The organism is Candidatus Eremiobacterota bacterium (genome assembly GCA_031082125.1).
Lineage (GTDB): Bacteria > Vulcanimicrobiota > CADAWZ01 > CADAWZ01 > Ess09-12 > Ess09-12.
In genome coordinates this window covers 1-21,181 of sequence record JAVHLM010000037.1, presented here as the reverse complement: position 1 = coordinate 21,181, position 21,181 = coordinate 1, and the positions used below count along the sequence as shown (strand labels likewise).

Sequence of the window (21,181 nt, the reverse complement as noted above, 5' to 3'; positions counted from 1 at the left end):
AAAAAGAATAACTCTCGTTATGGTTCCCGGAATTATCATCATACTGATATTTCTCATCATCGCCTGGTTTATGGTGACCAGGCGTATGCCTGCCTTGCTGGCTCTTCCTGTCATGGCGCTTTCGATCGGCCTCGTTGCCGGCCTGGCCGCCGGCCTGCCGTGGATGAGGAAACCGGAAGAGGGGCAGTGCCTGTTCAACTTTCTTTTCAACGATATCCTCACCACCGGTTCCGCGCGCCTGGCCCAGGCAATGCTTTATGCCATATTCGGCTCCATCCTCTCCCAGGTGGTCATGCGCCAGGGGATCGCCCAGCGAATCGTGAAGATTGCGGCAGAATTTGCCGGGGACAGGAAGATGCTCATCGCCTTTGTGATGACTGCCGCCATATCGGTAGCTTTTCTCTCCCTCACAGGCCTCGGGGCAGTCATAATGCTGGGCTCTCTCGCCCTCCCGATTCTCATCGGCGGCGGGCTTTCACCGGTTTTTTCCGCGAGCATCTTTCTTTTTGCAATATCCCTCGGCGGGGTTTTCAACGGCGCCAACATGGGTTTCTACACCGACGTGCTGAAGCTCGACCTCGCCACTGTCCGGAGCTGTGCCGGCGCCTATGGCATTCTGCTGGGCCTTGTGACGGTCGCTTTTCTCATCATAGAAGGCCGTAAAGACACAGAGCGTTTCACATGGTCCTTCACCGCCGCCGAGCCCGGAAAGAAGACGCCATGGTATGCGCTGCTCACCCCTGTGATCCCCATAGCCCTCATTATGCTGCCATCCCTTCACTGGCCGATTATACCCTCTTTTTTAACGGCCATACTCTATGGATGTATCACGACGGAGCCGGGGCGGATAATTCAGAACCTCACTGCATGCGTAATGGAAGGCCTCAAGGATATTGCGCCTGTCTTCGGGCTCTTCATCGGCATCGGAATGACCCTTGCCGCGATGATGGACCCGGTGACCACACAGATTATGGATCCCTTCATCAAGGCCGTCATACCAAGAACTCCTCTGCTGTACATCATAATATTTACGATCTTTGCACCCCTTTCTCTCTACAGGGGACCGCTGAATCTGTACGGACTCGGTGCAGGCTTTGCCGCCCTCGTGCTGGGTGCCCGGATGCTCTCCAGCGAGGCTGTCATGGCAGCTTTTCTTGCAGTGGGGCAGATTCAGGGCATATGTGATCCCACGAATACCCATAATGTCTGGATAGCCCAGTTTACCAAGCTGAGCCCCGAGGAGTTCCTGAAAAAAACGCTGCCCTATGTCTGGGTATTTGTCTTCCTTGCTCTCGTGTATTCCGTGCTGGTGAAGCATGTGGTGCTCTGACCAGGCTCCGGAATACTTTGCGGAGCTTCTGGCTCTCTCTCCGGATGAGCAGGTTTCCCGGTGCAGGAGCTTTTTTCATAAGAAAACTCCCCGTGCTCTCATCTCTCGATGCAATGCCAGGGTGGATAAGGTCATAGGGATAACTCCATGGAGTCCCCATCTGTCCTCCAGTTCAGGCTTTACCGTTGTTGAGAGCGATGAAGACCCCTGGTACGGTTCCGCGCTTGTGAGGGGAACCGTCGATGTGAAGAAAAAAAGCCTGACAATCTATAAAAAAGCCCTGGAGGAACTGGGCAGTGCCTGCCAGGCTGCAGGGCTTACCATGCCCTGCCCTCTCAAGGATATCATGCTGGCCCATGAGGCTTTTCATATCCTCGATCCCCGCTGCCCTTCAGATCTCGCCGAGACATCGGCTCATCTCTATGCCACCCGCATCCATTCTCTGAGTTTCTATGCAGGTATTCTTGATATACTGCAGGTGAGCCATAGAAATCCGCAAGGGTGAGCTTCCACGGGTTCAGCTTCAGAGAGAGGGAAGAAGCTCCAGAGTAATGATGCGGTGAGGCTCTACAGGAATTGCTGCAGTGACGGGGAGCTCCCCGCTGATGGCTTCTTCCGCAAGGTTCGTAAGGCGAAGCCCCCTGAAAGGGAGGAGTGTCTTCAAAGAGAGTGTGTGAAGTGCATCGGTTGGATTGAAGACCCGCAGGATCACGCCATCGCCTCTCTCGCTCTCTTTGAGAGCGGAGAAAACGAGCTCGCCGGGCTCTACAGAGAGCAGGCTTTCCCCCGGCCGGCAGATTCCACTGTGCGGAGAGACCGGGACTATCTCCAGAGGGGCCTGACGGGTAAGAGCGTAGTGAATAATCGTATTTTTCTCTTCCGGTGAATGGGGGTAAAGAGAGATCTCGAACCTGTGGATTCCCTCCATCTGCGCGGAAGGGGTGGGATATTTGGGACCTGCCTCGGGGCTGCGGTAAGTGTTTCCCTCCCTGGAGAGCCAGCCTACGCACCGGAGCAGCGTGAGCAATATGACAGTCTCTCCCTCTTCTCTTCGGATCTCCAGTTCCCTTATCCCTCTGGCAAGTATGGCAAGCCCGCGATCTTCACCGGTGAGATCTGCGAATTTTCCCATAGGCCAGGTCCCGCAGGGCCTTTCTATCCAGTCTTGACAGGCGGGAGCCTCAGGAATCTCTATCACATCGAAGGCTTCATCGGTGCGGCAGCTTCGGGCTTTGCTTCCAAGAGGGAAGGCGATACGCAGGCGGTGATCCCTTGCCCTGTTGTCGATTGCAAGCCGGATATCGATCCTCGGCACTCCCCTGAAAAGGCGTATTTCCATCGAGAGAGGGCACGCCACCCTCTGCAGGGAGCGGGATTTCCGGTCCGCGTCGAGGCTTTCAGACAGGGGGAGATCACCCTGGAGAAGGAGCTCCTGACAGAGTGGCCCCGATTTGCTCACAGACCATTCAATGTTGATTACAGGATGATGAAGAGTCCAATCCCCGGGAACCTGGCTGAAGTTGTAAGTGTCTCCTTCATCTGCGTCGTCTTCGATAAAGCCCAGATTGTGATATTCTTTACCGTTCCTGAGATCAAGGAGGGAGAAGGCTCCTCCCTCTTCAGCCGAGATTCTGAAAAAATCATTGGAGATGCAGGGAGAGGTTTCTCCCGGAGGCGCTTCTTCAGGCATGTCCTTTGCACCAATATCTTCCTTGATGAGATACACCAGCGATGCTCCCACAGGCGGCATGTTTTCCGCAACAAAAAGAAGCTGTGTATCCCTCAGCATGGCCCTCGAAGGATGAGGATGGGATCCCTCCCGCTCCTGCGTCTCCAGGATCTGCAGGGGAATCTCTTCCCCGCGGGAGCTCTGTAACCGGAATCTCTTCACCGGAGCTTCTGCCTCCTCGGTGATGGTGAATTCAACGGCTTCTGTTCTCCGCTCGGTCAGCGGATTCACTATGAGCCAGGGTGATGCCCCTTCCTGATCACGGGAAGGAATATCAAAAGCCTTGCTGAAAGATGCCAGCGCTTCAGCCTTGAGACAATTTCCAATCTGCTCCACCTTTTCAAAACGAAGAAGAGTCTCCCTGGTAACTGCTTCCACTGAGCACCCGCATATCGTATCATGAGCGTGATTCTGGAGGAGCTGTTTCCAGGCCTGCCGCAGAGGAATCGGCCCGGCAGGGCGGCCCAGAATCCTGTTGAGGGCGCTGAGAGGCTCAACCCTGAGGAGAAGCAGAATCTCCATCTCTTCATTGCGAAGCTTGATGTCGCGATGTGCAGAGAGAACACCGCAGAGAAGCGGATAATTTCTCGAGCCCCTGAGGGTGCCTCTGATGCGCGGAATGTGGTCCAGGTTCTCTGCCTTCAGCAGGGTCGAATACTGCTCAAAATCTCCTATGAGCACCTCTTCGTATGGTCCTTCCTCATTCAGCTTTTTGACAAGCCCCGGGAGAAACGGCTGGGGCCGGTAATGATCGCCTCCCTGATTAAGAAGGGCGTACCTGCCGGCCTGATAAGGTGCCAGTCTCTCCACTTCATGCCGGACCCGCTCCAGGGCGCTGTCCATATCCTCGGGGAGGTTGCCTGCTATACTGTAGGCGTGGAGCAGGCACGTGGCCAGCACGGTGCTTTTGTCGGGGCTTTCCCACCAGTATTCGGTGCTCCTCGGTTCATCGCCCATCCCCCTGGTAAAGATTGCGTGGTCGATATTGAAGCCTTTTAAAATCTGCGGAAGCTGTCCGACATGGCCGAAAGTGTCGGGACAATAACCGATACGCATAAAGTCTCCATATTTCTCTCCGATTCTCTTCCCCATCAGAAGGTTCCTTACGAGGCTCTCGCCGCATACAAGGAATTCATCGGGCTCAGTATACCAGGGACCCAGCCTGATGCGGCCTGCCTTGACCATCGAGACGACACGGTCCTTTTCATGGGGAAACCATTCGAGGAAATCTTCAAGGGCAACGGTCTGCCCATCGAGCACAAAGGTGCGGTACCCGGGATCGTGCTCCATTATCTCGAGCAGTGACAGCATCATCGTTGAAAGGTTCATCCGGAAAACCTCCAGCGGGCGGTACCATTCCCTGTCCCAATGGGTATGGGGGACAAACAGTATGTTCATAGTCTGATCCTTCCCTCAACTGGTGAAAATAAGCTGTCCGGGACATGAGAAGCAGGTCAATTAGCCAGCCCATGCTCCCCGACTTTCTTCCTGATGAGGTCTATCAGGGAGAGCAGATACATCCCGATGGCGATGAGGACCAGGAAACGAAAGCCATACGGTAGCGAGAGATACTCGCATAATCCTCCTATGACACATCCCAGCATATTCCAGGCCAGGGCTTCTGATGAATTGGATACCTGTGAGAATGATATGGCGAAGATCATCGCGGCAAAAAGGATGGGAAGACCACAGAAAAGAGAGCTTATAAGAACCTGTAGTGCAGGATTTCCGGCAAGAAGGCTTTTGTGCGGTATCAGGTAGGTAAGAACAAGGCTGATGAGCAGCAGAGTGTACCAGGTATCATATTTCTCCGGTTTAAAACGAAGAACATAGAGATTGGCAAGAAGCACGACAAATAATATGGAAGAGATGACCACAGCATTTGTGATCCAGGTAGAGCCAAAGGTAAGGGCAAGTTCGGTGATGCTTTTGGTCTCCAGAAGCAGGAAGCCGGCGCCAAGAAAGAAAAAGTGGGTTGATATTCTTTTTGATGCTCTCAAGGCGGGGACAAGCGGGAAACAGGAGATGAGCAGGAGTGCCCCCATGATTTTCAGGTATTCAAGCGGGAGTTTCTTTTTTCTCAGGAAAAGATGGGGCCAGTCGTCCGTAGGAATTATTGAAATCTCAGGATTTTTTGCAATGATATCCTGAACCGCTGCCGGCGATAATCCTTTATAGCGGCTCATCTCCTGGATTGACTTTCCCTCCATGCCGGGGCCTGCCAGGACGGTCACCAGGGAGCTTATTCCAAGATGCACAATGGCATTTTTCCCGAACACCTGCTGCATGGTAGAGTATATTCGGAGAGGCACCCAAATCTGATCAAAGCCGACTGTTGTGGCTATAATCCCTTGAGGGGACAGAATCCGCTTCACCTCTTCGAAGGATTCCCTTGTATAGACGAAATTCTCCATCTTGATGCTTGAGAAAGCCGAAAACAGCCCATGAGAATCAAGTGTTCCAAAGATGACGAGATCATACTTTTCCTGAGTGTTCTTCAGGTAATTTCGTGCATCGCCAATATACACGGTGACTTTTGGATTATTGTATGCCTGTTGTGGATTGAGATACTTTCCCAGCCTGAAAACCATGGGGTCAATCTCCACTGCATCAATATGAGAGGCTCCCATTGACAGCGCCATTGCGACATCATTTCCTCCTCCCGATCCGAGAACCAGGATCCTTTCAGGCCTGACGTACCTGTAGGGTAATCCATATACTTCATTATCATCTGAGATAGGAACTCCGGAAAGCAGAAAGAAGTTGTTCACAAAGGCGCTGAATCCCCCTGATGAGCCATCCGGGGCAGGAGGATTGATGAATACCTTCAAATTATAATAGGGAGTCCAGAGATTCTTCCAGGAGTTCGATTTTTCCTCATATAGATAGGCTGATGCAACAATGCATACGAGCAGGACCGACAGGAGGGCATGGAGGCGTTTTTTGCGGAGAAAGGGGAGTATGGCAAGTGTTCCCACAAGAAGGCAGCTTACCGGAGAGAAGCCAAAATATGAGAGGGCTGAAAAGAGCAGAACGCCGAACAGGCTTCCCAGGATGTTGATTGAGTAAGCTTTTACAGGGGGGAATTCCTTCAGGCATTTGCCTACCAGTGCTCCGATGGGGATAAAGGCGTAGAGCAACACTCCATATATTCCAGTAAGAATGAAGAAAAGACCCACTCTCATATGTGGTGCTCTGATCTCAGAGACTTCATTCAGATTGTGTTCCTGAGTCGGTATGACCGCTTTGATACGGAACACTATGAAAATACTCAGAATAATTGTGAGAATGAAGAGACGGAGCATTATCTGGTCTTCAGGGCTGGTCCGTTTGTCACGCTGAAACATGCCGATGCTCATGCCCATGAAGCTTGCCAGAAGCACCAGGTTCGTGAAGAAGCCAACGACATGGATAACAGAGGGAACCAGGCGGATAAAAAGAAGCTCAAGGAAAAGAGAGATAAAGCTGGCAAGGAAGAGAAGGAAAGCCGGGCCTGTTAAGAAGGCCTTCCACTTTTGAATTCTCTTATTTGTCGGTGCGGTCCGGTCTTCTGTGCTCTCTTCACTCATTGTAATAAATATACACCATCATTTCTTTCTTTCCTCTTGACAAAGGCTGCAGTACCCGTTGCCAGTCCTCTCTGTCACCGGGAATCTGTTCCTTCTTCAATAAATTTTACAATTATTTTCAAGGGATAAAGCGGGCGGTGGGATACTGAGAACCCGCTCGCTCTCGCCGATGGAACTGGCAACTTCCTGATAATTCCGCTCTGAGCTTTCGTAAAAAATGCTGATTTTCGGCGTGGAAAGCACCTCTTCAGAGATATTCTCCTGACCGGTATGGACACCGATAAGCCTTCCGCCTCCCGCTGTCTCAAGCATATGTCCCAGTGCCAACAGGGTGCCGCTGCAAAGCTCACCTGACATGATAATGATGTCAGGAGCCAATTGAAATATAAGCTCCTGATATACCCAGAATGGAAAATCAGTGAGGTGGGGCCTATCCCCGGCTTCACTGGCCTGTAATTATTACGGAATTGCAACAATAAATCTGTAATTGGACACATTTTTTTTACATCGCGGTAATAGTTCGCCCTATACTTTTCTTAAAGATATGTGATATATAAGTATACGCCATTAATTGTCCGGGGAAGAAACCGGCATAGGGGGGGCATACCATGGATGACGATACTGCAGTAGAAGAAGTCGGCGAAGTAAGCGATGCGGGAGACATCAGTGATGACTATTCTTCGCAGCTCGACGAAGGCAACGAGGTATCCGAAGCCGGGACAAAAGAGACAGAAGAGGCCGATTCAAAAGAAATCAACGAGAGCCTGAACAATCCCGAGGACTCTTCAGATATATCAAGCGACGCCAAGGAAGAGAGAACCAGCGAGAAAGAGGAGGCCTCCGCGGCCGGCTCCGGCAAGTCGGCGGCAGGGAGCGGCAGCGAGGCAGGCGACGGCTCCAAGGAAGAAAAAGGCGCCGGCGAGGTCAAGGAGACCGGCAGTGCCGATGACGCGAAGTCATGGTTTGATGACAAGCTCGCCAAGCTTGGAGATATGAACACCACATCGCAGGAGTCGAAACCGGAGTCCTCCCCGCAGGATGTGCAGCAAAAAGCCGACGAGGTGGCCGACAAGGCCGATAAGTCGATAGAAGATGCAGACAGGAAGAAGGCTGATGCCGACAAGGCCGGTGACCCTGCATCGGCGGAAAAGCAGAAAGCCGAGGCGGAGAAGGAGAAGGGCGAGGCGGAAAAGGCCAAGGAGGAGGCGAAGGACCTCAAGGAGAAGGGGGAAAAGACCCCGGGCGAAAAGAAAGCGGACTTTGACAAGTTCGGGAAGGATTTCAGAAGCAATTACATGAAGGAGCACGGCAGGCCGCCAAGCAATGATGAAACACTGAAGGCCTATGAGAAGGAAAAAGGGGTTGATGTGAGCAAGCTCAAGGGTGATGAGCTCAGGCAGGCCGCTGCCGACAGAGCCGAAGCCAGGACAGGCAAGGAGGCCACTCGCGACCAGGTTTCGGACGAAATCGCCAAAATGTCAAAGAATGGTGAGAGCAAGGACGCCGTCTCTCAGAATATGCAGAACATCCTGGACAGGACAAAAGACTCCTTTGCCGAGAACTACCTGAAGAATCACCCCGATGCGTCAAAAGAGGAAATAGACAAGGCTCACAAGGAAGAGGCTTTAAGGGCTTTTGCCGCCTACGGGCCTTACCAGGGCTATTCAGACAGTGTATTCGGGATCAAGAAGGATAACATAGACCCCTCCTTCAAAGATGACAACACCGTGAGGATGCTGGGCTCTTTTCCCGACAAGATCAACGCGACAGGCGAAAACGGCAAGGAATATCAGCCCAGCGTCAACCACCTGATGAACGGGCTGATGAATGAATTGGCCCCCAATGATGCAGGAAAAGTAAACAAGGGATTCTGGGCCGACGCCGCCAGCAGCCCGGGGGCTGAGCTGCTCAAAATCTTCACAGGTAACGAGATGGAGCCCGGAGTGACAGGCACCAGGGCGGCGAACTCGCCGCAGCTTCAAAGGGAGTTCATGGAGAACCCTGCCCAGGCCCTGTCAAACTTCCTGGACGACCCCGGGAAATACGTGTCTGATGCCAGTCTCACGGCCATGAGAAGCCTTGTGCCGTGAGATGCGGAGAGATTGCTCTAGTAGACATCTTCCCTGCCAGGCGGCACCTGGCTGCCGTTCTCATAGCCCGGGGGAAGAGGGATCTCCAGCTCGGAGGCCTCGCTGGAAGAGATGAGCCCCGCCCTTTTCATCACCTCTCCCGGGTATTTTCCCATTTCGTAATATTTGCCGGTGGCGAACTTTTCGCCGAACACGTCAACGATTCCCCGGTACAGGGGGGATTTTTTGAGCGATTCCTTGGGCTCAATGAGATTTTTCCACTCTCTCGGGTCCTTGTTATCTTTGATGGCATAATCCATCGCGCGCAGGACCGTTCCGCCCCCGCCGTTATAAGCTCCCAGGCAGAGGAGCCACTTCTGGATCTCTGAAGGGTCTCCCTTGTCCTTGTAATAGGAGGCCACGCTTTTCCCAAATTCCTCGGCACCGTAAAAATCAAGAGGTGCAATGATGACCTTTATCTTGGTCTTCATAGTTCCCACACCGCACAGAATATTCTTTTCGGGGATGTACCTCTCATCCACTGGCTCAAGGGAAAGGCCCTGGGCGAGGGCTTCCTTTTTCCCCACCTGCATGAGGCCCACGTAACCGGTCTTGCTCACGGCGCGTGGGTCAAAAGCACTTTCCTGGGCAATGTCAGATTTGATGATGAGAGGCGGTACGGAAGGCTGGAAATCGCCCCACTTTTCTTTTATGCCGTTAAGTATCGCCACGTTGAAGGCATTCTCATTCTTGCCGTAGCCCCACTCTGTGTTGAGGGAGCTGCCGTCCACGGGCTTAAGCTGCTGGCGCCTTAAAGCATCGCCAGGGTCGAGGTCCCTCACCCCTTTTTGAAAAAGGTCTCTTTCGGCCTCCTGCCCTGAGGGAGCGCCATGCTGCGCCATCCTGGCAGGCAGGGAAGGTGTGGAATCATTTATTCTCATGTCCATGGCAGTTATCTCCCGCTGTAGTAAAATATATCCAGATTCTATCCTATTGTACCCTATCGCCCTCCAGAATTCAAGAAATTTTTGTTTAACATTTTGCCACGGTTCGGAGCAGGCTACTCTTACGGTTCCTCAAGCTGCAGTCGCGGGGTTAATTGCGGGCCGCCTCTACGAGGACTTTGTTCATTGAAGAGAGAAGAGTCATGAGAAAAGGCCCCCGGGCTCTCCGAGGGCTTACCAATGAGGTTAATCCGCAGAATCATATAAAGGGATGGGAGCAATGCGTGTATATATAGGAATTGACGGGGGCGGAACGAAGACAAGGTCCGTGCTGGTCTCCTCCGATGGCACCCTTTTTGTGGACACGATAACCCAGGGAAGCAACCTTAACCACTATGGATGGGAGCGCTTCCAGGAGATAATGAAAGAGCTGTTCTCTTCACTGCGTGCCAGGATGCCGCAGGGAGCATCAGTGGCTGCCATTTACTGCGGGCTTGCCGGGGTGGACCGGCCCAAGGCATGGCTCAATGTCTATGAGCTCATCCAGGCGCAATGGCCGGGGACTCTCGTGGGCCTCGGCCATGACGCGATACCTGCCCTCATGTGCGCGTCAGGAAAGCTCGAGGGCGTGGTGCTTATCGGCGGCACGGGAGCATTCGCCTTCGGCATCAACGAGGGAGGAAAGCAGGGGAGGGTAGGAGGCTGGGGATACCTCCTTGGCGACGAGGGAAGCGGCTATGATATCGGGAGGCGCGCCCTGCAGTCAGTGATGCGCTGCTATGATTACCGCGGGCCTGACACCCTCCTGGTGCAAAAAGTGCTCAAAAAATATGATATTCCCTCTCTTAACGAGATGGTCCCCATCGTATATCACAAGGACTTCACGAGGAACACTATCGCCTCGGTGGCCGAGCTTGTCTTCGAGGCTGCCGAGGAGGGAGACGAGATATCGAGGCAGCTCCTGACCCAGGCGGCCGATGAGCTTTACGGACTTGTGGACGTTCTCCTCAAGCGCCTCCGCTTTCCCGAGGGGCAGCGCATAACCATAGTGCTTACCGGCGGGCTCTTCCATGAAGGGAGCCCCCTTATCGGGATGATCCGGGGCAGGCTCCATGACAGGGCAGAAGTAGTGAAGATAGCCCACCCCCCGGTGCTGGGCTCCGTCCTCCTGGCTCACCAGCTCTCCGGCGATGCGGAGTCACCGGGTTTTAAAGAAGCTCTCAATCAGATAAAATAACAAGCCCCTGGCAGTCCCCGCAGGGCCGCCGGAACAGCCGCCTGAAAAGCAAGGAGTCATTATGAGCACCATGCCGGTAAATTCACTTAACACGGAAAAGCAGAACGAGAAATCAGCCAATCTCGACATAATGAGCGCATACGAGATAGTGCAGCTCATGAATTCCGAGGACATGACAGTGGCCCAGGCGGTGGGCACCGTGCTTCCCCAGGTAGCCCGGGCCGTTGAAATGATTGCAGAATCAATGAAAAGAGGGGGGCGCCTTATTTACGTGGGCGCCGGGACGAGCGGAAGGCTTGCCCTTCTCGATGCTTCGGAATGTCCGCCTACCTTCGGCGCTGAAGAAGGCCTGGTCGTGGCCGTCATAGCGGGCGGTGACGCTGCCGTGCGGCATGCTGTCGAGGGCGCCGAGGATGACAGCGAGGCAGGTGGGAGAGAGCTTCGCGGCCTCTCAATATCGGCGCAGGACGTGGTAGTGGGTATCACGGCAAGCGGGAAGGCTCCCTTCGTGGCCGGGGCTCTTGCCTATGCCCGGAGGGAAGGCGCACACACAGTCGCCCTGGCATGCAACAGCCCGGCAATGATTTCCTCGGTGGCCGACGTGGCAATCGAGGTGCCCACGGGTCCGGAGGTGCTAACCGGCTCCACCAGGCTCAAGGCGGGAACAGCCCAGAAGATGGTGCTCAACATGCTCAGCACTGCAAGCATGGTGCTGATGGGAAAGGTATACCGCAATTACATGATCAGCGTGAAGCCTCTCAACAGCAAGCTGGTGGACAGGGCGTGCCGCATCCTGGCGGAGACCGCGGAGGTAAGTTACCAGGAGGCGTCCAGGTCCCTGAAAAGCGCCGGGATGGATACCATGACTGCCTTCGTGATGCTGAAGACCGGCCTTACCGCCGGTGAGGCGGTAAAGAAGCTCAAGGATGCGGGAAACTCCCTGCGCGCTGCCCTCGGCGGGCCCTGATCTCCGGTATGGCCATCGTATCTGAGGGCCTTTGCATACGCAGGCACTAAAAATCCTCTTCCGGCGCCGTGGTGATAGATTTGAGAAGATCGTCAAAATAGCTGTTGCTGGAGTGTGGGGTACCGTTTACCACGACTTGGGTGAAGTCGAAGCTCTTTCCTTCCCTGCTGCCCAGGCAGCTGAAATAATCTTTCAGGACCGAGTCATAGACCCGGAAAATCCTGGTCTCACCCCTGTCGAGAGGCACAAAGCCCACCCTGCCGGCGGGATTGAAGGAAAGCTCTATGATACGTCTGCCTGTCTCCTCAGCAATGGGGGGAAAGACCCTCAGGTCGGGCATCACCGCATCGGTGGAGGTGAGGTAGAAGAGGGCTTTTCTGTCCCGGTCCTTCTCAGCATGCACCTTCCCGATCCATTCCTCCATGGTGCAGGGCTCCTGTGCAAGGTTGAACTCCATGGCATACCAGCGGCTGTCATCTCCCAGGACCAGTGCCGCCACGTGCCATCGCCACTCGGGGACGGTCCCTTCCCCAAGCCTCCCGATGGTAAAGATCTTGCCGATCGATTTCGGGGAGAGACCCATGCGCCGGGCGGCGAGCTGCACTGCCATGGCCCTGCCATAGCAGAATCCCATCTTGTTCTTCGGATCATAGCGCTTCAGCTCCGAAAGCCGCGCCACGCTGTGTCCCGCCACGAAGTCGTAGAGCCGTTTCCTCTCGGATCCATTGAGCGAGGTGCACCGTACCGGTGACGAGCCGATAAGGTTGAAGTAGCAGGTGGCCAGGTCCTCCTCGCGCTGCTGCAGAGTGGCTTCTTTCCGGGCTTCGGCCGCATGGAGCGGCAGGGGAAACAAGGCCAGCAGCAACAGAAGCAGGGCAGTCTTCGCAAGCAGGGCAATTCTGGATATGAAAGCAGGTTCTTTCATTTCACCTTCAGGAAGAGTGCCTGTAATTTTCCCGGTGAGGATGAGATATGGATTCCTCACGGGAATGAGATTTAAGCCTGGGAGAGCCTCGAAACCTCAATAGCCATCTTCATATTTGGCCAGCTGATCCTGTTCATTCGGCGGTTCATCATTGCCATCGGCTCGTGACCATGCAACGTGGATGTGATGGTCATGATTGGCATTTCCCGGGCCGAGAATTTCAATGGCGCCGAGTTTTTTGAGCGCAGCCATCACTTTATCATGAAGCCCGTCTTTTTTTGAGACTTCTATATCGTTGATTCTGTCAATGTCAAAGGCGGTTCCCGAATAGTGAAATGAATTTTTCGAATGGGAGCCTCCTGCGATACTGGAGATCCTGACGCTGAATCCATACTTGTCGTGAAGCTCGAGCATTCCGTTCAGCATTCTCTTGTCAAGGGGCACTGATCCCCCTGGGGCAGTGCCGTAATCGCTTCTTAGAGCAGGCTTTCCTTCCGAGGTGTCCACTATATTGGTCAAAGAGTCTGAGCCCCTGGGGGGATTGCCGGAAGGCAGATCGGATCGCAGAGTGATTTCGGGCGTATTCAGGATTTTTTTCGCCAGTTCGGCTGATTTTGCAGGTGTTGCCGTGGCTTTGAGAGCCTGGGCCAATGACAGGAGGCCCTCCGGTTGATTCAGGACACCCCCGATATTCACCATGTCCCGTGGCTCTGTGTGCTCCCCGGCGATTCTCTCCCTGGGTGCCGGACGATCAATTCCCGAGCTTTCTCTGGGGCCGTATTCGATCTTCACAGGTTGACTCCCTCCGGACCATCTCGGATGGCAGGCATCGGAACTCCTTCATCTGAGGAGATAGTAGCAGAAAAATGCCAAAGGGTCAAGGCCCGGAAGTTCGACATCCTCTTGTCAAAATCAGGTGAGTACGTTATACTTAAGAAGACAGAAAAAAGTGATTACAGTACAAGAAGTTTAAATATTGCGGAGGCAACGGTTATGGGCGGCGACATAATCAAAGGCTCGGGATATGTGCAGCAGTCCGGCTATTACGGGGAGGTTGCTGCTCAGCAGCGCCTCCAGGAGCGGCAGAATGTCCTTGCGGAAAATGCCCTCTGTCCCATTGCGCAGCCCTCAATGGAGGAGATCGCAGGGCTCCAGGGGTATTATAACGGCTGCCTCAGCTCGATCAGCCAGCTCCGCTACGGCACCGCGTTTCCCGATCTCAACTCGATGATGATGCAGAACTCCCAGATGATGATGTTTTTCCTTATGTACCAACAGATGCAGATGCAGAACATGCTGCTCATGATGATGCTTGTGTCGGGGGGCTTAATGTCTGGCGGCTACCCTGGCGGGATTCAGGGGATAGGCGGCAACGGCATGAACGGCGGCTGCTTCCCCGGCGTGGGCTTTCCCAGCTTCCCCGGCGTCGGCTCCACCAGTGGCCAGGGCTACCAGGGGAGCGGCGGCGGGAAAACCGGCGGCGTGGGGAGCGCCACGGGACAGCTTGTCACCGTCTCGGGGGAGAAGGTTGACTCAGGCATAGCCTCCAACCTGCAGGCAATGATTGCCGCGGCAAAACAGGACGGCGTGAACCTCGACATTATATCGGGATTCCGGTCTCGCGGGGAACAGGAGGCCCTCTATGCCAAGTATGGCCCCGGAAGGGCCGCAAAACCGGGGACAAGCAACCATGAAAAGGGACTGGCAGTAGATTTCGCCAATACGCCGGGCGCTTACAAGTGGCTCAGCAAGAATGCCTCCAGGTTCGGGCTCCAGACGAACGCCAATTCCGGAGGCTGGGAGCAGTGGCACGTTTCCCCCACCGGAGCTTAGCTCCGCGGGAGGGCTTCCTCATCGGGCCCTCTCCGTGATGAATTGCCTTCTATGAGATTGATGAAAGGAGCACTTTGCACATGAAAAAAGAAAGCCCGGCTCTCATTATCGCGGGAGCTCTCATCCTTTTACTTTCCATCGAGGCCCTCGGTGCGTCACCTGCACCAAAGGTCCCTGGCACATCAAAGGGCACGTCAAAAGGCGCTGTTCAGAGCACCAACAAGGCAGTTGTCGGGGAATGGGCTGACAATGGCGAGGTGAAGATAAAGGTCTCAAAGGTCCAGGAAGTGACCGCCTGGTCTTCCCTTCCCTTCAGCAAGCGCTACACGCCTGCCAAGGAGGCTTCATTCTCATCTATCAAGGCAATGATGGACAAGGGCGAGGCCAAGATCGTGCTTGTCACCACTGAAGTGAAGAACACGAGCACCTCGATGCGCAACATAGGGTGGTGCACAATCCCGGCGTCGCCGGGGAATTTTTATCTTCGCGGCGACGAGGGAAGCGAACAGACTTCCACCAACAAGAACAACTTTTACGGGGATTTCACCCAGTCAATAGGGAAAATGGGGGACTTGTCCTCTGTGCTTTCAGGTGCCTTCCCCATGGATTCAAAGGTCTCTCCCGGCGGATCGGCAGCAGGGAGCCTCCTCTACATCGTGCCCTCATGGTTCACTCCCGCGGTGCTTTTCACCAAGCCCGGCTATGCCGGCACCTATATGGGGAAGAACGAGATAATCATCAAGCTGAAGCATTGAAAAGCCATGGTTTCCTGAAAGGACTATTCCATCGTTGGTTGAATACTTTGAGCAGTAAAAAAGCCTGCAATAGTCAAAGCAATTATCATTATTATGAAAGAATCCTCTCATATCGTTGAAGAGAACAGCTTACCAGAGTTCATACTGGATAATACCACTGACATCATTTATGTGGTTGACTCCAAGGGAGCCATCGCTTTCATAAGTGGCAGCATTAAGGCGTACGGGGTAACCCCGCAGGAAGTGACAGGGAAAAGCCTGCTGGACTTTGTGCTCCCGGCTGACAGGGAGCGGGTCGGCAGGGAATTTGCAGAGACCCTCCTTACCGGTGAAAGCAGGCTCCTGAGATTCAGGATCCTGCTCCCCGCCGGAACCATCAGGGAGGTGGAGAGCAGGGGGAAAGCCATCCTCGGGGACGCCGGAACGGTTATTCAGGTGGTAGGGGTGCTCCGCGACATCACGGAGATCTGCAGGATAGAGGAAGCCCTCAGGGAGAGCGAGGCAAAATACCGGGCCCTTTTTGAGTCCCTTAACCTGCCCGTCCACATAGTAGACCTCGATACCCTCCGCTTCGTGGAGGTCAACGAGGCGATGTGCCTCCTCTACGGCTATGCCCGCGATGAGTTTCTTTCAATGACCGTCAGGGAAATCTCTGCTGACATTGCGTCGATTCCCGAAGCCCTTGAGAAAATAGGGAAGCCCTGTTTCCTGAGGCGCCTTCACAGGAAAAAGAGCGGTGCCCTGTTCCCAGTTGAGCTTTCCGGCCGGTGCATCATTCTCAAGGGAAGAAGCTGTTATGTCGCGATAACCCGTGATGTCACCGAAGAGAGCGAGAGGGAGAATCTCATGGCGGCCCAGCGTGACCTGGGCCTCCAACTCTCATCGACAGGCACTCTCAATGAAGCCCTCTCTCTCATCCTGGACGCCGCCCTCTCCCTCAAGGGCATTGAATGCGGAGGAATCTACCTTTTCGATGAAGGTCGCAGGGAGTTCCTGCTCGTCATGCACAAGGGCCTGTCGGAAGCCTTTGTAAATGCCGCAGATTCTTATTCATTGGATACACCCCAGGCGGCTTTTGTCAAAGAGGGCCAGCCTCTGTACATTACCTGCGAAGAGAATTTTTCAGGAATGGCGGAATTATTCATGGCTGAGGGGCTCAAATCTCTTGCAGTCCTGCCCTTTCAAAATGACGGTATATTTCTCGGGTCGCTGAATCTTGCTTCGCGGACCTGTCCGGGTATCTCTGAGATGGCCCGCATAGGCATTGAATCTATCGCCCTGCAGATCGGGGGCACCCTGGCCAGGCTCAAGGCCCAGGAATCCCTCCGCGCCTCCCTCAGGGAGAAGGAGGTGCTCCTCAAGGAGATTCATCACCGTGTGAAAAACAATCTGCAGCTCGTCTCAAGCCTGATCAGCCTCCAGGAGAGAGCCATCAGCGATGAAACGCTCAAGCTCGCCCTCAGGGACTGCCGCGAGAGGGTGCGCTCCATGGCCCTTGTCCATGAAAAGCTCTATGGCACGGAAAGTTTCTCCCGGATAGATTTCGGGGATTATCTGAAGAGCATTCTCTCATCATTGTTCGCCTCTTATGGCAAGAGGGGCATCACCTACTCCGTGAGAGCAGAACGCACTGAGCTCTCTCTCGACATGGCCATCCCCTGCAGCCTTATCGTGCTTGAGCTCGTATCAAACTCATTGAAATATGCCTTTCAAGGGAGAGACAAAGGCCAGATCAAAGTGCATTTAACAGCTTCACAGGAGGGCCGGCTTGTTCTTCGCGTCTGCGATGACGGCACAGGCCTCCCCGAATCCGTCAACATTGAGAACTGCTCCACGCTGGGTCTCCAGCTCGTAAGTGACCTTTCCAGCCAGATTTCAGCCCAAATCCAGGTGGAGAGAGACAATGGAACAATATTCACCTTGACGATCCCTTCAAGGTAAAAGTAGCCGTCTGTTGCAGTATCGTAAGGAATGGAGAGGTGAAGATAAAAGTCTCTCCCAGCGGGTCGTCAACAGGAAGCCTTCTCCACATTATGCCCTCACGGTCCCGCCGCTCCTACCGGGATGTCCTTGCAGGCCCTGGAGGGAACAGCCGGCCGGCCCTGGAAACCCTCTCCATGGGAAAAAAAGAATTCCAGTTCACTATCACGGTAAACGGAGAACATTACGGCAAGCGCTTTTTTTCCATAAGGCCGGGTGAGTCGATGGATCACGTCGTCCTCAAGCTTATCGCCTCTCTGCTCTATGCCCATGAAAAGCCCGAGGTGGAGCATCCTACGGGATGGAAATATCGGCCCGACGTGACGGTTTTTGATGAAAAGGGCGCCGTAAAGCGCTGGATTGAATGCGCTGACACTGCTCCTTCAAAGCTCAGGAGAGTCCTCGGCAGATTTCCGCAGGCAGAGGTAGTGGTTTTCAAGAGGCTTCACCATGAGGCTGAAAGCTTTGCAAGGTTCTTCCTCAGGGAGAGGCAAGGTGGCGCATCCATTGTGGTGAAGGCATTTGAGGCAGACTTCGTCGATACCCTCTGCCGGATCATTTTCGACAGGGCCTCTCTCAGGGCCGAATACGCCGGCGGCATGCTCACCCTCACCTGTGGAGACGTCACCATCTTTTCTCCGGTCTATTCTTGTTAAGAAGCAGCATCGCCTTTAGAGGCTCTTTGCAAGAAAACCGCCCGGGTCATTGACCTTCCTTATATGGGAATCACAGATCTTCCAGCGGTCATCTTCTTTCACCACGATAAACCATCCCGTGTAGAGAGCCTTTTCCATTTTGTTCCTGTATTCGTCCCGGGAGCAAAGCTTGATGTTCACAAGGGCCTGGCTCTTGCTGCTATAGCCGAGTTCAGCGCCGGTGACCTCTATGGAGAGGTTATTGGCATAAAGCTCCCTGTAGAAGTCCGCATCTCTCTTTTCTCTTATATTCCTTGCGCGGATGGAATAGACATGCTGAAAATTCTTTGCATTGATGGCCCGGAAATTTTCTCTCACCAGCAGTACTCCCGGGTGTGTGGCGTCGCTATCGGCCTGGTATTTTGCAGCATCTTCCATGGCGGCATAGGCCGTCGGGAGGGCAGAGAGGTCCTGGGAAACCCTTGGTCCAGCAGCCATCGGGCCCTCGTTCTTCACCATGCTGTAGAGAGCCAGCATGAAGAACAGGGCGCAGGGGACGACAATCATGAGGATGAGGCCTTTCCCTCCCTGTTTTCCCGCAGCACATTCTCTCCCAGTGCCCCTGAAGGCGGCGGCATCAAAATATTGTGACTCCCCTGAAGTTCCTGTGGCGAAAGTGCTTTCGGAATCCGGGTCCGGGCCTGCAAGACGGGGCCGGGAGGGGGGGAAACCGTGATACACGCCCTGAGAAGGCGGCGCTTTTTCCGCGTTGCCTGCCTGCGTGTAATTCCATCTGAAGCCGTGCGTGCCCTTGGTGCTCCCTCTCTCTTTTTCCGGAGAACCGGTGCCGATCTCAATGCTGATAGCCTTGACTCTGATATGCACTGTGGACTCCTCCCCCTCATTGATGACATTTTTTATTGTCAACATCTCTTTATGTTTATAATATACCATACCTGTATTGCCAAATTGTAAGCATTCTGTTAAAATTTTTAGAATGCGGAAAGTTTCTCAAAACCGGCCCGGGGACCGCAACGCCTTAACCCGGGCCGCTGCCAGTGCCCGCGCTCCCGGCAGTCTTTTCCCTAAGCGCCGCGATCCCTTTATAAAGTGACAATAATAGCTTTTTTCAGGTATTTTCCCCGCTGGAATCCTCCTCTATTGTGGCAGCACAGCCCTCACAGGCGCTGATCATGCCGAACAGAAAGGCACATAGGGCGCGTGGACAAACTTCGGCATAACATTGCCTGCAGTCTCAACAGAGGGTCAGGCGACCTTGCAGAAGGTGTCATGATTATAATCCAGGACGCTCGAGCCTGTCCTTACTCCTTCTATAAGAGACTGAGAGACACCCCTGAGCGCACCTCAAAAAAAGGGCCACAGGGAAATCCTGTGGCCAGATCTTTTAAAGCCTTTCTTCGCAGGTAAGGGGCCGGTTATCCTTTCCTGGAAGGGGCCTTGGACGCTGTCGAACTTGGTGACGGTGATGGTGAAGCCGAAGCTGTGGGTGATGGCGAGGGCGACACTGTTGCCGTGGGAGAAGGTGTGGGAGACGGACCGCTGCTTGTGATCTTCACGTACCAGGGCTCAACCTTTATGGAAGGTGTCGTAGTGACAGTCCCCTCGAGGTAGAAGTAGCCGTCCGTTGCCTGGTCTGAGGGAATTGCCAGGGAGACCGTGCTGGTGGGAATGAGGGTCTTGCCGTATTTGGGCACCGTTGCCGTTCCACCGGTGGTGTCAGAAGCGGCAGCCACGGTGACCGGTTCGGGAACTGTCGTCGAGGTCGTTGAGGTCTTGGCTGGTCTTGCGCAGTACTTGAGGGCGAAGTCCACTTTGGTGTAATTGATATCGACAGAGCTTCCTCCCTTGTTCCAGAGCACCACCTGTACCTTCATTGTGTCTCCCGGCTTGTAGGCGTATTTATCGTAATTCACCACACCTGTTATGTAAGCGGAGACGCTCGAGACAGTGAAGTCCTTATGGTTCTTGCCCGCCGCGACGGTGACAGTGTCCTCGGCAAGGCCTGACCCATAGTAGGAGCTTACCTTTACCGTGTAGGTATCGGGGGGAACATATGAAATAGTGTAGGCGCCGTCTTTGTCCGTCATTGCCATGAACCGTGAATAATAGGGGAACTGGTGGAAATGCTGCGACCGTGATGATTTGTCCACTGTGCTTGTCGCCGTCGATGACGGCACCGCGCTCACCATTACCCATGGGACTGCATTGCCGCTTTCATCTTTCACGGTGCCCTCTATGCTTCCCAGATCACTGATGGCCACCACCTTGAGGGAGAGCGAGAAGGTGGAGTCGGAGCATGTGGCCTTAACCGTTCCCGTGGTAGTGGTAGAGAGGTCGGTGCTGGACTTGAAAAGGCCGTAATTCTCGACAAATGAGCCCAGGTTCTCGTCGCTCACCGACCAGGTGACGCTGTCAGAAACGGGGTGCCAGGTGTCGCCTGATCTGCCGATCAGGAAGAACATCTCGTAGGCGCTTGCTATAAGGGACCAGGAGTTCTGCGTCGTGTCGAAGGGGGGCACGATTCTCACATCGGTAAGCTCCGAGAGAGCCATGGGATCTCTCATGATCGGGAAGCATATCGGCGAAGTTGAAGTGCCTGTGGCGGGATCCTCGACGACCACGCCTTCCCCATCCTGGGAAACCGCTGTTTCGCTGGATGTGCTGAGATCAAAGTAGCCCTTTGCATCTGTTATGGTGGATATGAGCGAGTTTGTTGCCGAGCGGACCGTGTATCCCACGGCGGGAGTGAAACCAGAGGGCACGCTTGAGTTCGTGGGAAGCACTATGATCTGGCTTGATGCGGCTTTCCCGCTTGATACGGTGTAAACATAGCCCTTGGTGCCGGTGAAGGTCGTCGTGCTTCCAGAAGTGGAAGGATTCGCGGTGGAGCCGCCTCCGCCGCTGTAGCCGACGCTCCCTCCGCCGCCGCTGCCGCCGCCGCAGCCCGATAGGACAAGGGCCGACAGCACCATGAACACAAGTAACCCGACCAGAAGCTTTTTCATAATTCTCTCCTCCTTTATTGATTATATAAGGCTTTAGTGCTTTAAAAGCGCTTTGAACAGGACCTTCCCCTGCATCAGGGCCAGAGAGCATCCTCAATGAGCTTTGTAGTCAACGGGTGTGCAGAACACGGAACTTGTCAATAGTTTTGGGACAAATTCCCGAATGAATTTAGGCACCTCCT

At 54.2% G+C, this 21,181-nt stretch carries 16 protein-coding genes; 9 read left to right on the top strand and 7 right to left on the bottom strand.

What is annotated here, in order from left to right; translation table 11 throughout:
- The first annotated feature begins 19 nt into the window (after nt 1-19).
- Together RDV48_27450 and RDV48_27445 are read left to right on the top strand one after the other, a co-directional pair.
- On the top strand, nt 20-1,330 hold the full coding sequence (locus RDV48_27450; GenBank protein ID MDQ7826569.1) for a transporter: 1,311 nt from the start codon (nt 20-22) through the stop codon (nt 1,328-1,330).
- Complete coding sequence (locus RDV48_27445) at nt 1,317-1,835, top strand: hypothetical protein (protein ID MDQ7826568.1); 519 nt, start codon at nt 1,317-1,319, stop codon at nt 1,833-1,835. The genes RDV48_27450 and RDV48_27445 overlap by 14 nt, the downstream gene beginning before the upstream one ends.
- 18 nt (nt 1,836-1,853) lie before the next feature.
- Here RDV48_27445 and RDV48_27440 read toward each other — a convergent pair whose 3' ends face one another.
- Together RDV48_27440 and RDV48_27435 are read right to left on the bottom strand one after the other, a co-directional pair.
- Complete coding sequence (locus RDV48_27440; GenBank protein MDQ7826567.1) at nt 1,854-4,457, bottom strand: glycoside hydrolase family 38 C-terminal domain-containing protein; 2,604 nt, start codon at nt 4,455-4,457, stop codon at nt 1,854-1,856.
- Nucleotides 4,458-4,513: 56 nt separating this feature from the next.
- Nucleotides 4,514-6,199: a hypothetical protein gene (locus tag RDV48_27435; GenBank protein ID MDQ7826566.1), complete on the bottom strand. Its 1,686-nt coding sequence runs from the start codon at nt 6,197-6,199 to the stop codon at nt 4,514-4,516.
- Nucleotides 6,200-7,236: 1,037 nt separating this feature from the next.
- On the opposite strand from RDV48_27435, the gene RDV48_27430 reads away from it, so the two are divergent.
- Nucleotides 7,237-8,718 (top strand): hypothetical protein, encoded by a 1,482-nt coding sequence (locus tag RDV48_27430; protein MDQ7826565.1) that lies wholly within the window; start codon nt 7,237-7,239, stop codon nt 8,716-8,718.
- A 17-nt stretch (nt 8,719-8,735) separates the two neighbouring features.
- Here RDV48_27430 and RDV48_27425 read toward each other — a convergent pair whose 3' ends face one another.
- On the bottom strand, nt 8,736-9,644 hold the full coding sequence (locus RDV48_27425; protein MDQ7826564.1) for a transglycosylase SLT domain-containing protein: 909 nt from the start codon (nt 9,642-9,644) through the stop codon (nt 8,736-8,738).
- 277 nt (nt 9,645-9,921) lie between these two features.
- On the opposite strand from RDV48_27425, the gene RDV48_27420 reads away from it, so the two are divergent.
- Both RDV48_27420 and murQ read left to right on the top strand, forming a co-directional pair.
- Nucleotides 9,922-10,878 carry a BadF/BadG/BcrA/BcrD ATPase family protein gene (locus tag RDV48_27420; protein ID MDQ7826563.1) on the top strand — a complete coding sequence of 319 codons (957 nt, stop codon included), beginning with the start codon at nt 9,922-9,924 and terminating at the stop codon, nt 10,876-10,878.
- 70 nt (nt 10,879-10,948) lie between these two features.
- Nucleotides 10,949-11,845, top strand: a complete 897-nt coding sequence (murQ, locus tag RDV48_27415; protein MDQ7826562.1) for an N-acetylmuramic acid 6-phosphate etherase — start codon at nt 10,949-10,951, stop codon at nt 11,843-11,845.
- Nucleotides 11,846-11,891: 46 nt separating this feature from the next.
- Here the strand turns inward: murQ and RDV48_27410 are convergent, their stop codons facing one another.
- Nucleotides 11,892-12,770 (bottom strand): hypothetical protein, encoded by an 879-nt coding sequence (locus RDV48_27410; protein ID MDQ7826561.1) that lies wholly within the window; start codon nt 12,768-12,770, stop codon nt 11,892-11,894.
- A gap of 96 nt (nt 12,771-12,866) precedes the next feature.
- Nucleotides 12,867-13,562, bottom strand: a complete 696-nt coding sequence (locus RDV48_27405) for a hypothetical protein (GenBank protein MDQ7826560.1) — start codon at nt 13,560-13,562, stop codon at nt 12,867-12,869.
- Between the two features lie 201 nt (nt 13,563-13,763).
- On the opposite strand from RDV48_27405, the gene RDV48_27400 reads away from it, so the two are divergent.
- From RDV48_27400 to RDV48_27385, 4 genes are all read left to right on the top strand, one after another.
- Nucleotides 13,764-14,603, top strand: a complete 840-nt coding sequence (locus RDV48_27400; protein ID MDQ7826559.1) for a D-alanyl-D-alanine carboxypeptidase family protein — start codon at nt 13,764-13,766, stop codon at nt 14,601-14,603.
- A gap of 80 nt (nt 14,604-14,683) precedes the next feature.
- Entirely contained in the window at nt 14,684-15,358 is a 675-nt protein-coding gene (locus RDV48_27395; protein MDQ7826558.1) for a hypothetical protein, read from the top strand.
- A gap of 93 nt (nt 15,359-15,451) precedes the next feature.
- Complete coding sequence (locus RDV48_27390) at nt 15,452-17,299, top strand: PAS domain S-box protein (GenBank protein ID MDQ7826557.1); 1,848 nt, start codon at nt 15,452-15,454, stop codon at nt 17,297-17,299.
- A gap of 38 nt (nt 17,300-17,337) precedes the next feature.
- Nucleotides 17,338-17,994, top strand: a complete 657-nt coding sequence (locus tag RDV48_27385) for a YaeQ family protein (protein ID MDQ7826556.1) — start codon at nt 17,338-17,340, stop codon at nt 17,992-17,994.
- 15 nt (nt 17,995-18,009) lie between these two features.
- Here RDV48_27385 and RDV48_27380 read toward each other — a convergent pair whose 3' ends face one another.
- Both RDV48_27380 and RDV48_27375 read right to left on the bottom strand, forming a co-directional pair.
- Nucleotides 18,010-18,858: a hypothetical protein gene (locus tag RDV48_27380; protein ID MDQ7826555.1), complete on the bottom strand. Its 849-nt coding sequence runs from the start codon at nt 18,856-18,858 to the stop codon at nt 18,010-18,012.
- A gap of 551 nt (nt 18,859-19,409) precedes the next feature.
- The gene (locus tag RDV48_27375) at nt 19,410-20,999 is read right to left on the bottom strand and encodes a carboxypeptidase-like regulatory domain-containing protein (GenBank protein ID MDQ7826554.1); all 1,590 of its coding nucleotides are present in this window, start codon (nt 20,997-20,999) and stop codon (nt 19,410-19,412) included.
- Nucleotides 21,000-21,181: the final 182 nt, after the last annotated feature.

Excerpts from the sequence above, each read along its gene's own strand:
- RDV48_27450 (MDQ7826569.1), top strand. The coding sequence starts at position 20 with ATGGTTCCCGGAATTATCATCATACTGATATTTCTCATCATCGCCTGG.
- RDV48_27445 (MDQ7826568.1), top strand. The coding sequence starts at position 1,317 with ATGTGGTGCTCTGACCAGGCTCCGGAATACTTTGCGGAGCTTCTGGCT.
- RDV48_27440 (MDQ7826567.1), bottom strand. The coding sequence starts at position 4,457 with ATGAACATACTGTTTGTCCCCCATACCCATTGGGACAGGGAATGGTAC.
- RDV48_27430 (MDQ7826565.1), top strand. The coding sequence starts at position 7,237 with ATGGATGACGATACTGCAGTAGAAGAAGTCGGCGAAGTAAGCGATGCG.
- RDV48_27425 (MDQ7826564.1), bottom strand. The coding sequence starts at position 9,644 with ATGGACATGAGAATAAATGATTCCACACCTTCCCTGCCTGCCAGGATG.
- RDV48_27420 (MDQ7826563.1), top strand. The coding sequence starts at position 9,922 with ATGCGTGTATATATAGGAATTGACGGGGGCGGAACGAAGACAAGGTCC.
- murQ (MDQ7826562.1), top strand. The coding sequence starts at position 10,949 with ATGCCGGTAAATTCACTTAACACGGAAAAGCAGAACGAGAAATCAGCC.
- RDV48_27410 (MDQ7826561.1), bottom strand. The coding sequence starts at position 12,770 with ATGAAAGAACCTGCTTTCATATCCAGAATTGCCCTGCTTGCGAAGACT.
- RDV48_27400 (MDQ7826559.1), top strand. The coding sequence starts at position 13,764 with ATGGGCGGCGACATAATCAAAGGCTCGGGATATGTGCAGCAGTCCGGC.
- RDV48_27395 (MDQ7826558.1), top strand. The coding sequence starts at position 14,684 with ATGAAAAAAGAAAGCCCGGCTCTCATTATCGCGGGAGCTCTCATCCTT.
- RDV48_27390 (MDQ7826557.1), top strand. The coding sequence starts at position 15,452 with ATGAAAGAATCCTCTCATATCGTTGAAGAGAACAGCTTACCAGAGTTC.
- RDV48_27375 (MDQ7826554.1), bottom strand. The coding sequence starts at position 20,999 with ATGAAAAAGCTTCTGGTCGGGTTACTTGTGTTCATGGTGCTGTCGGCC.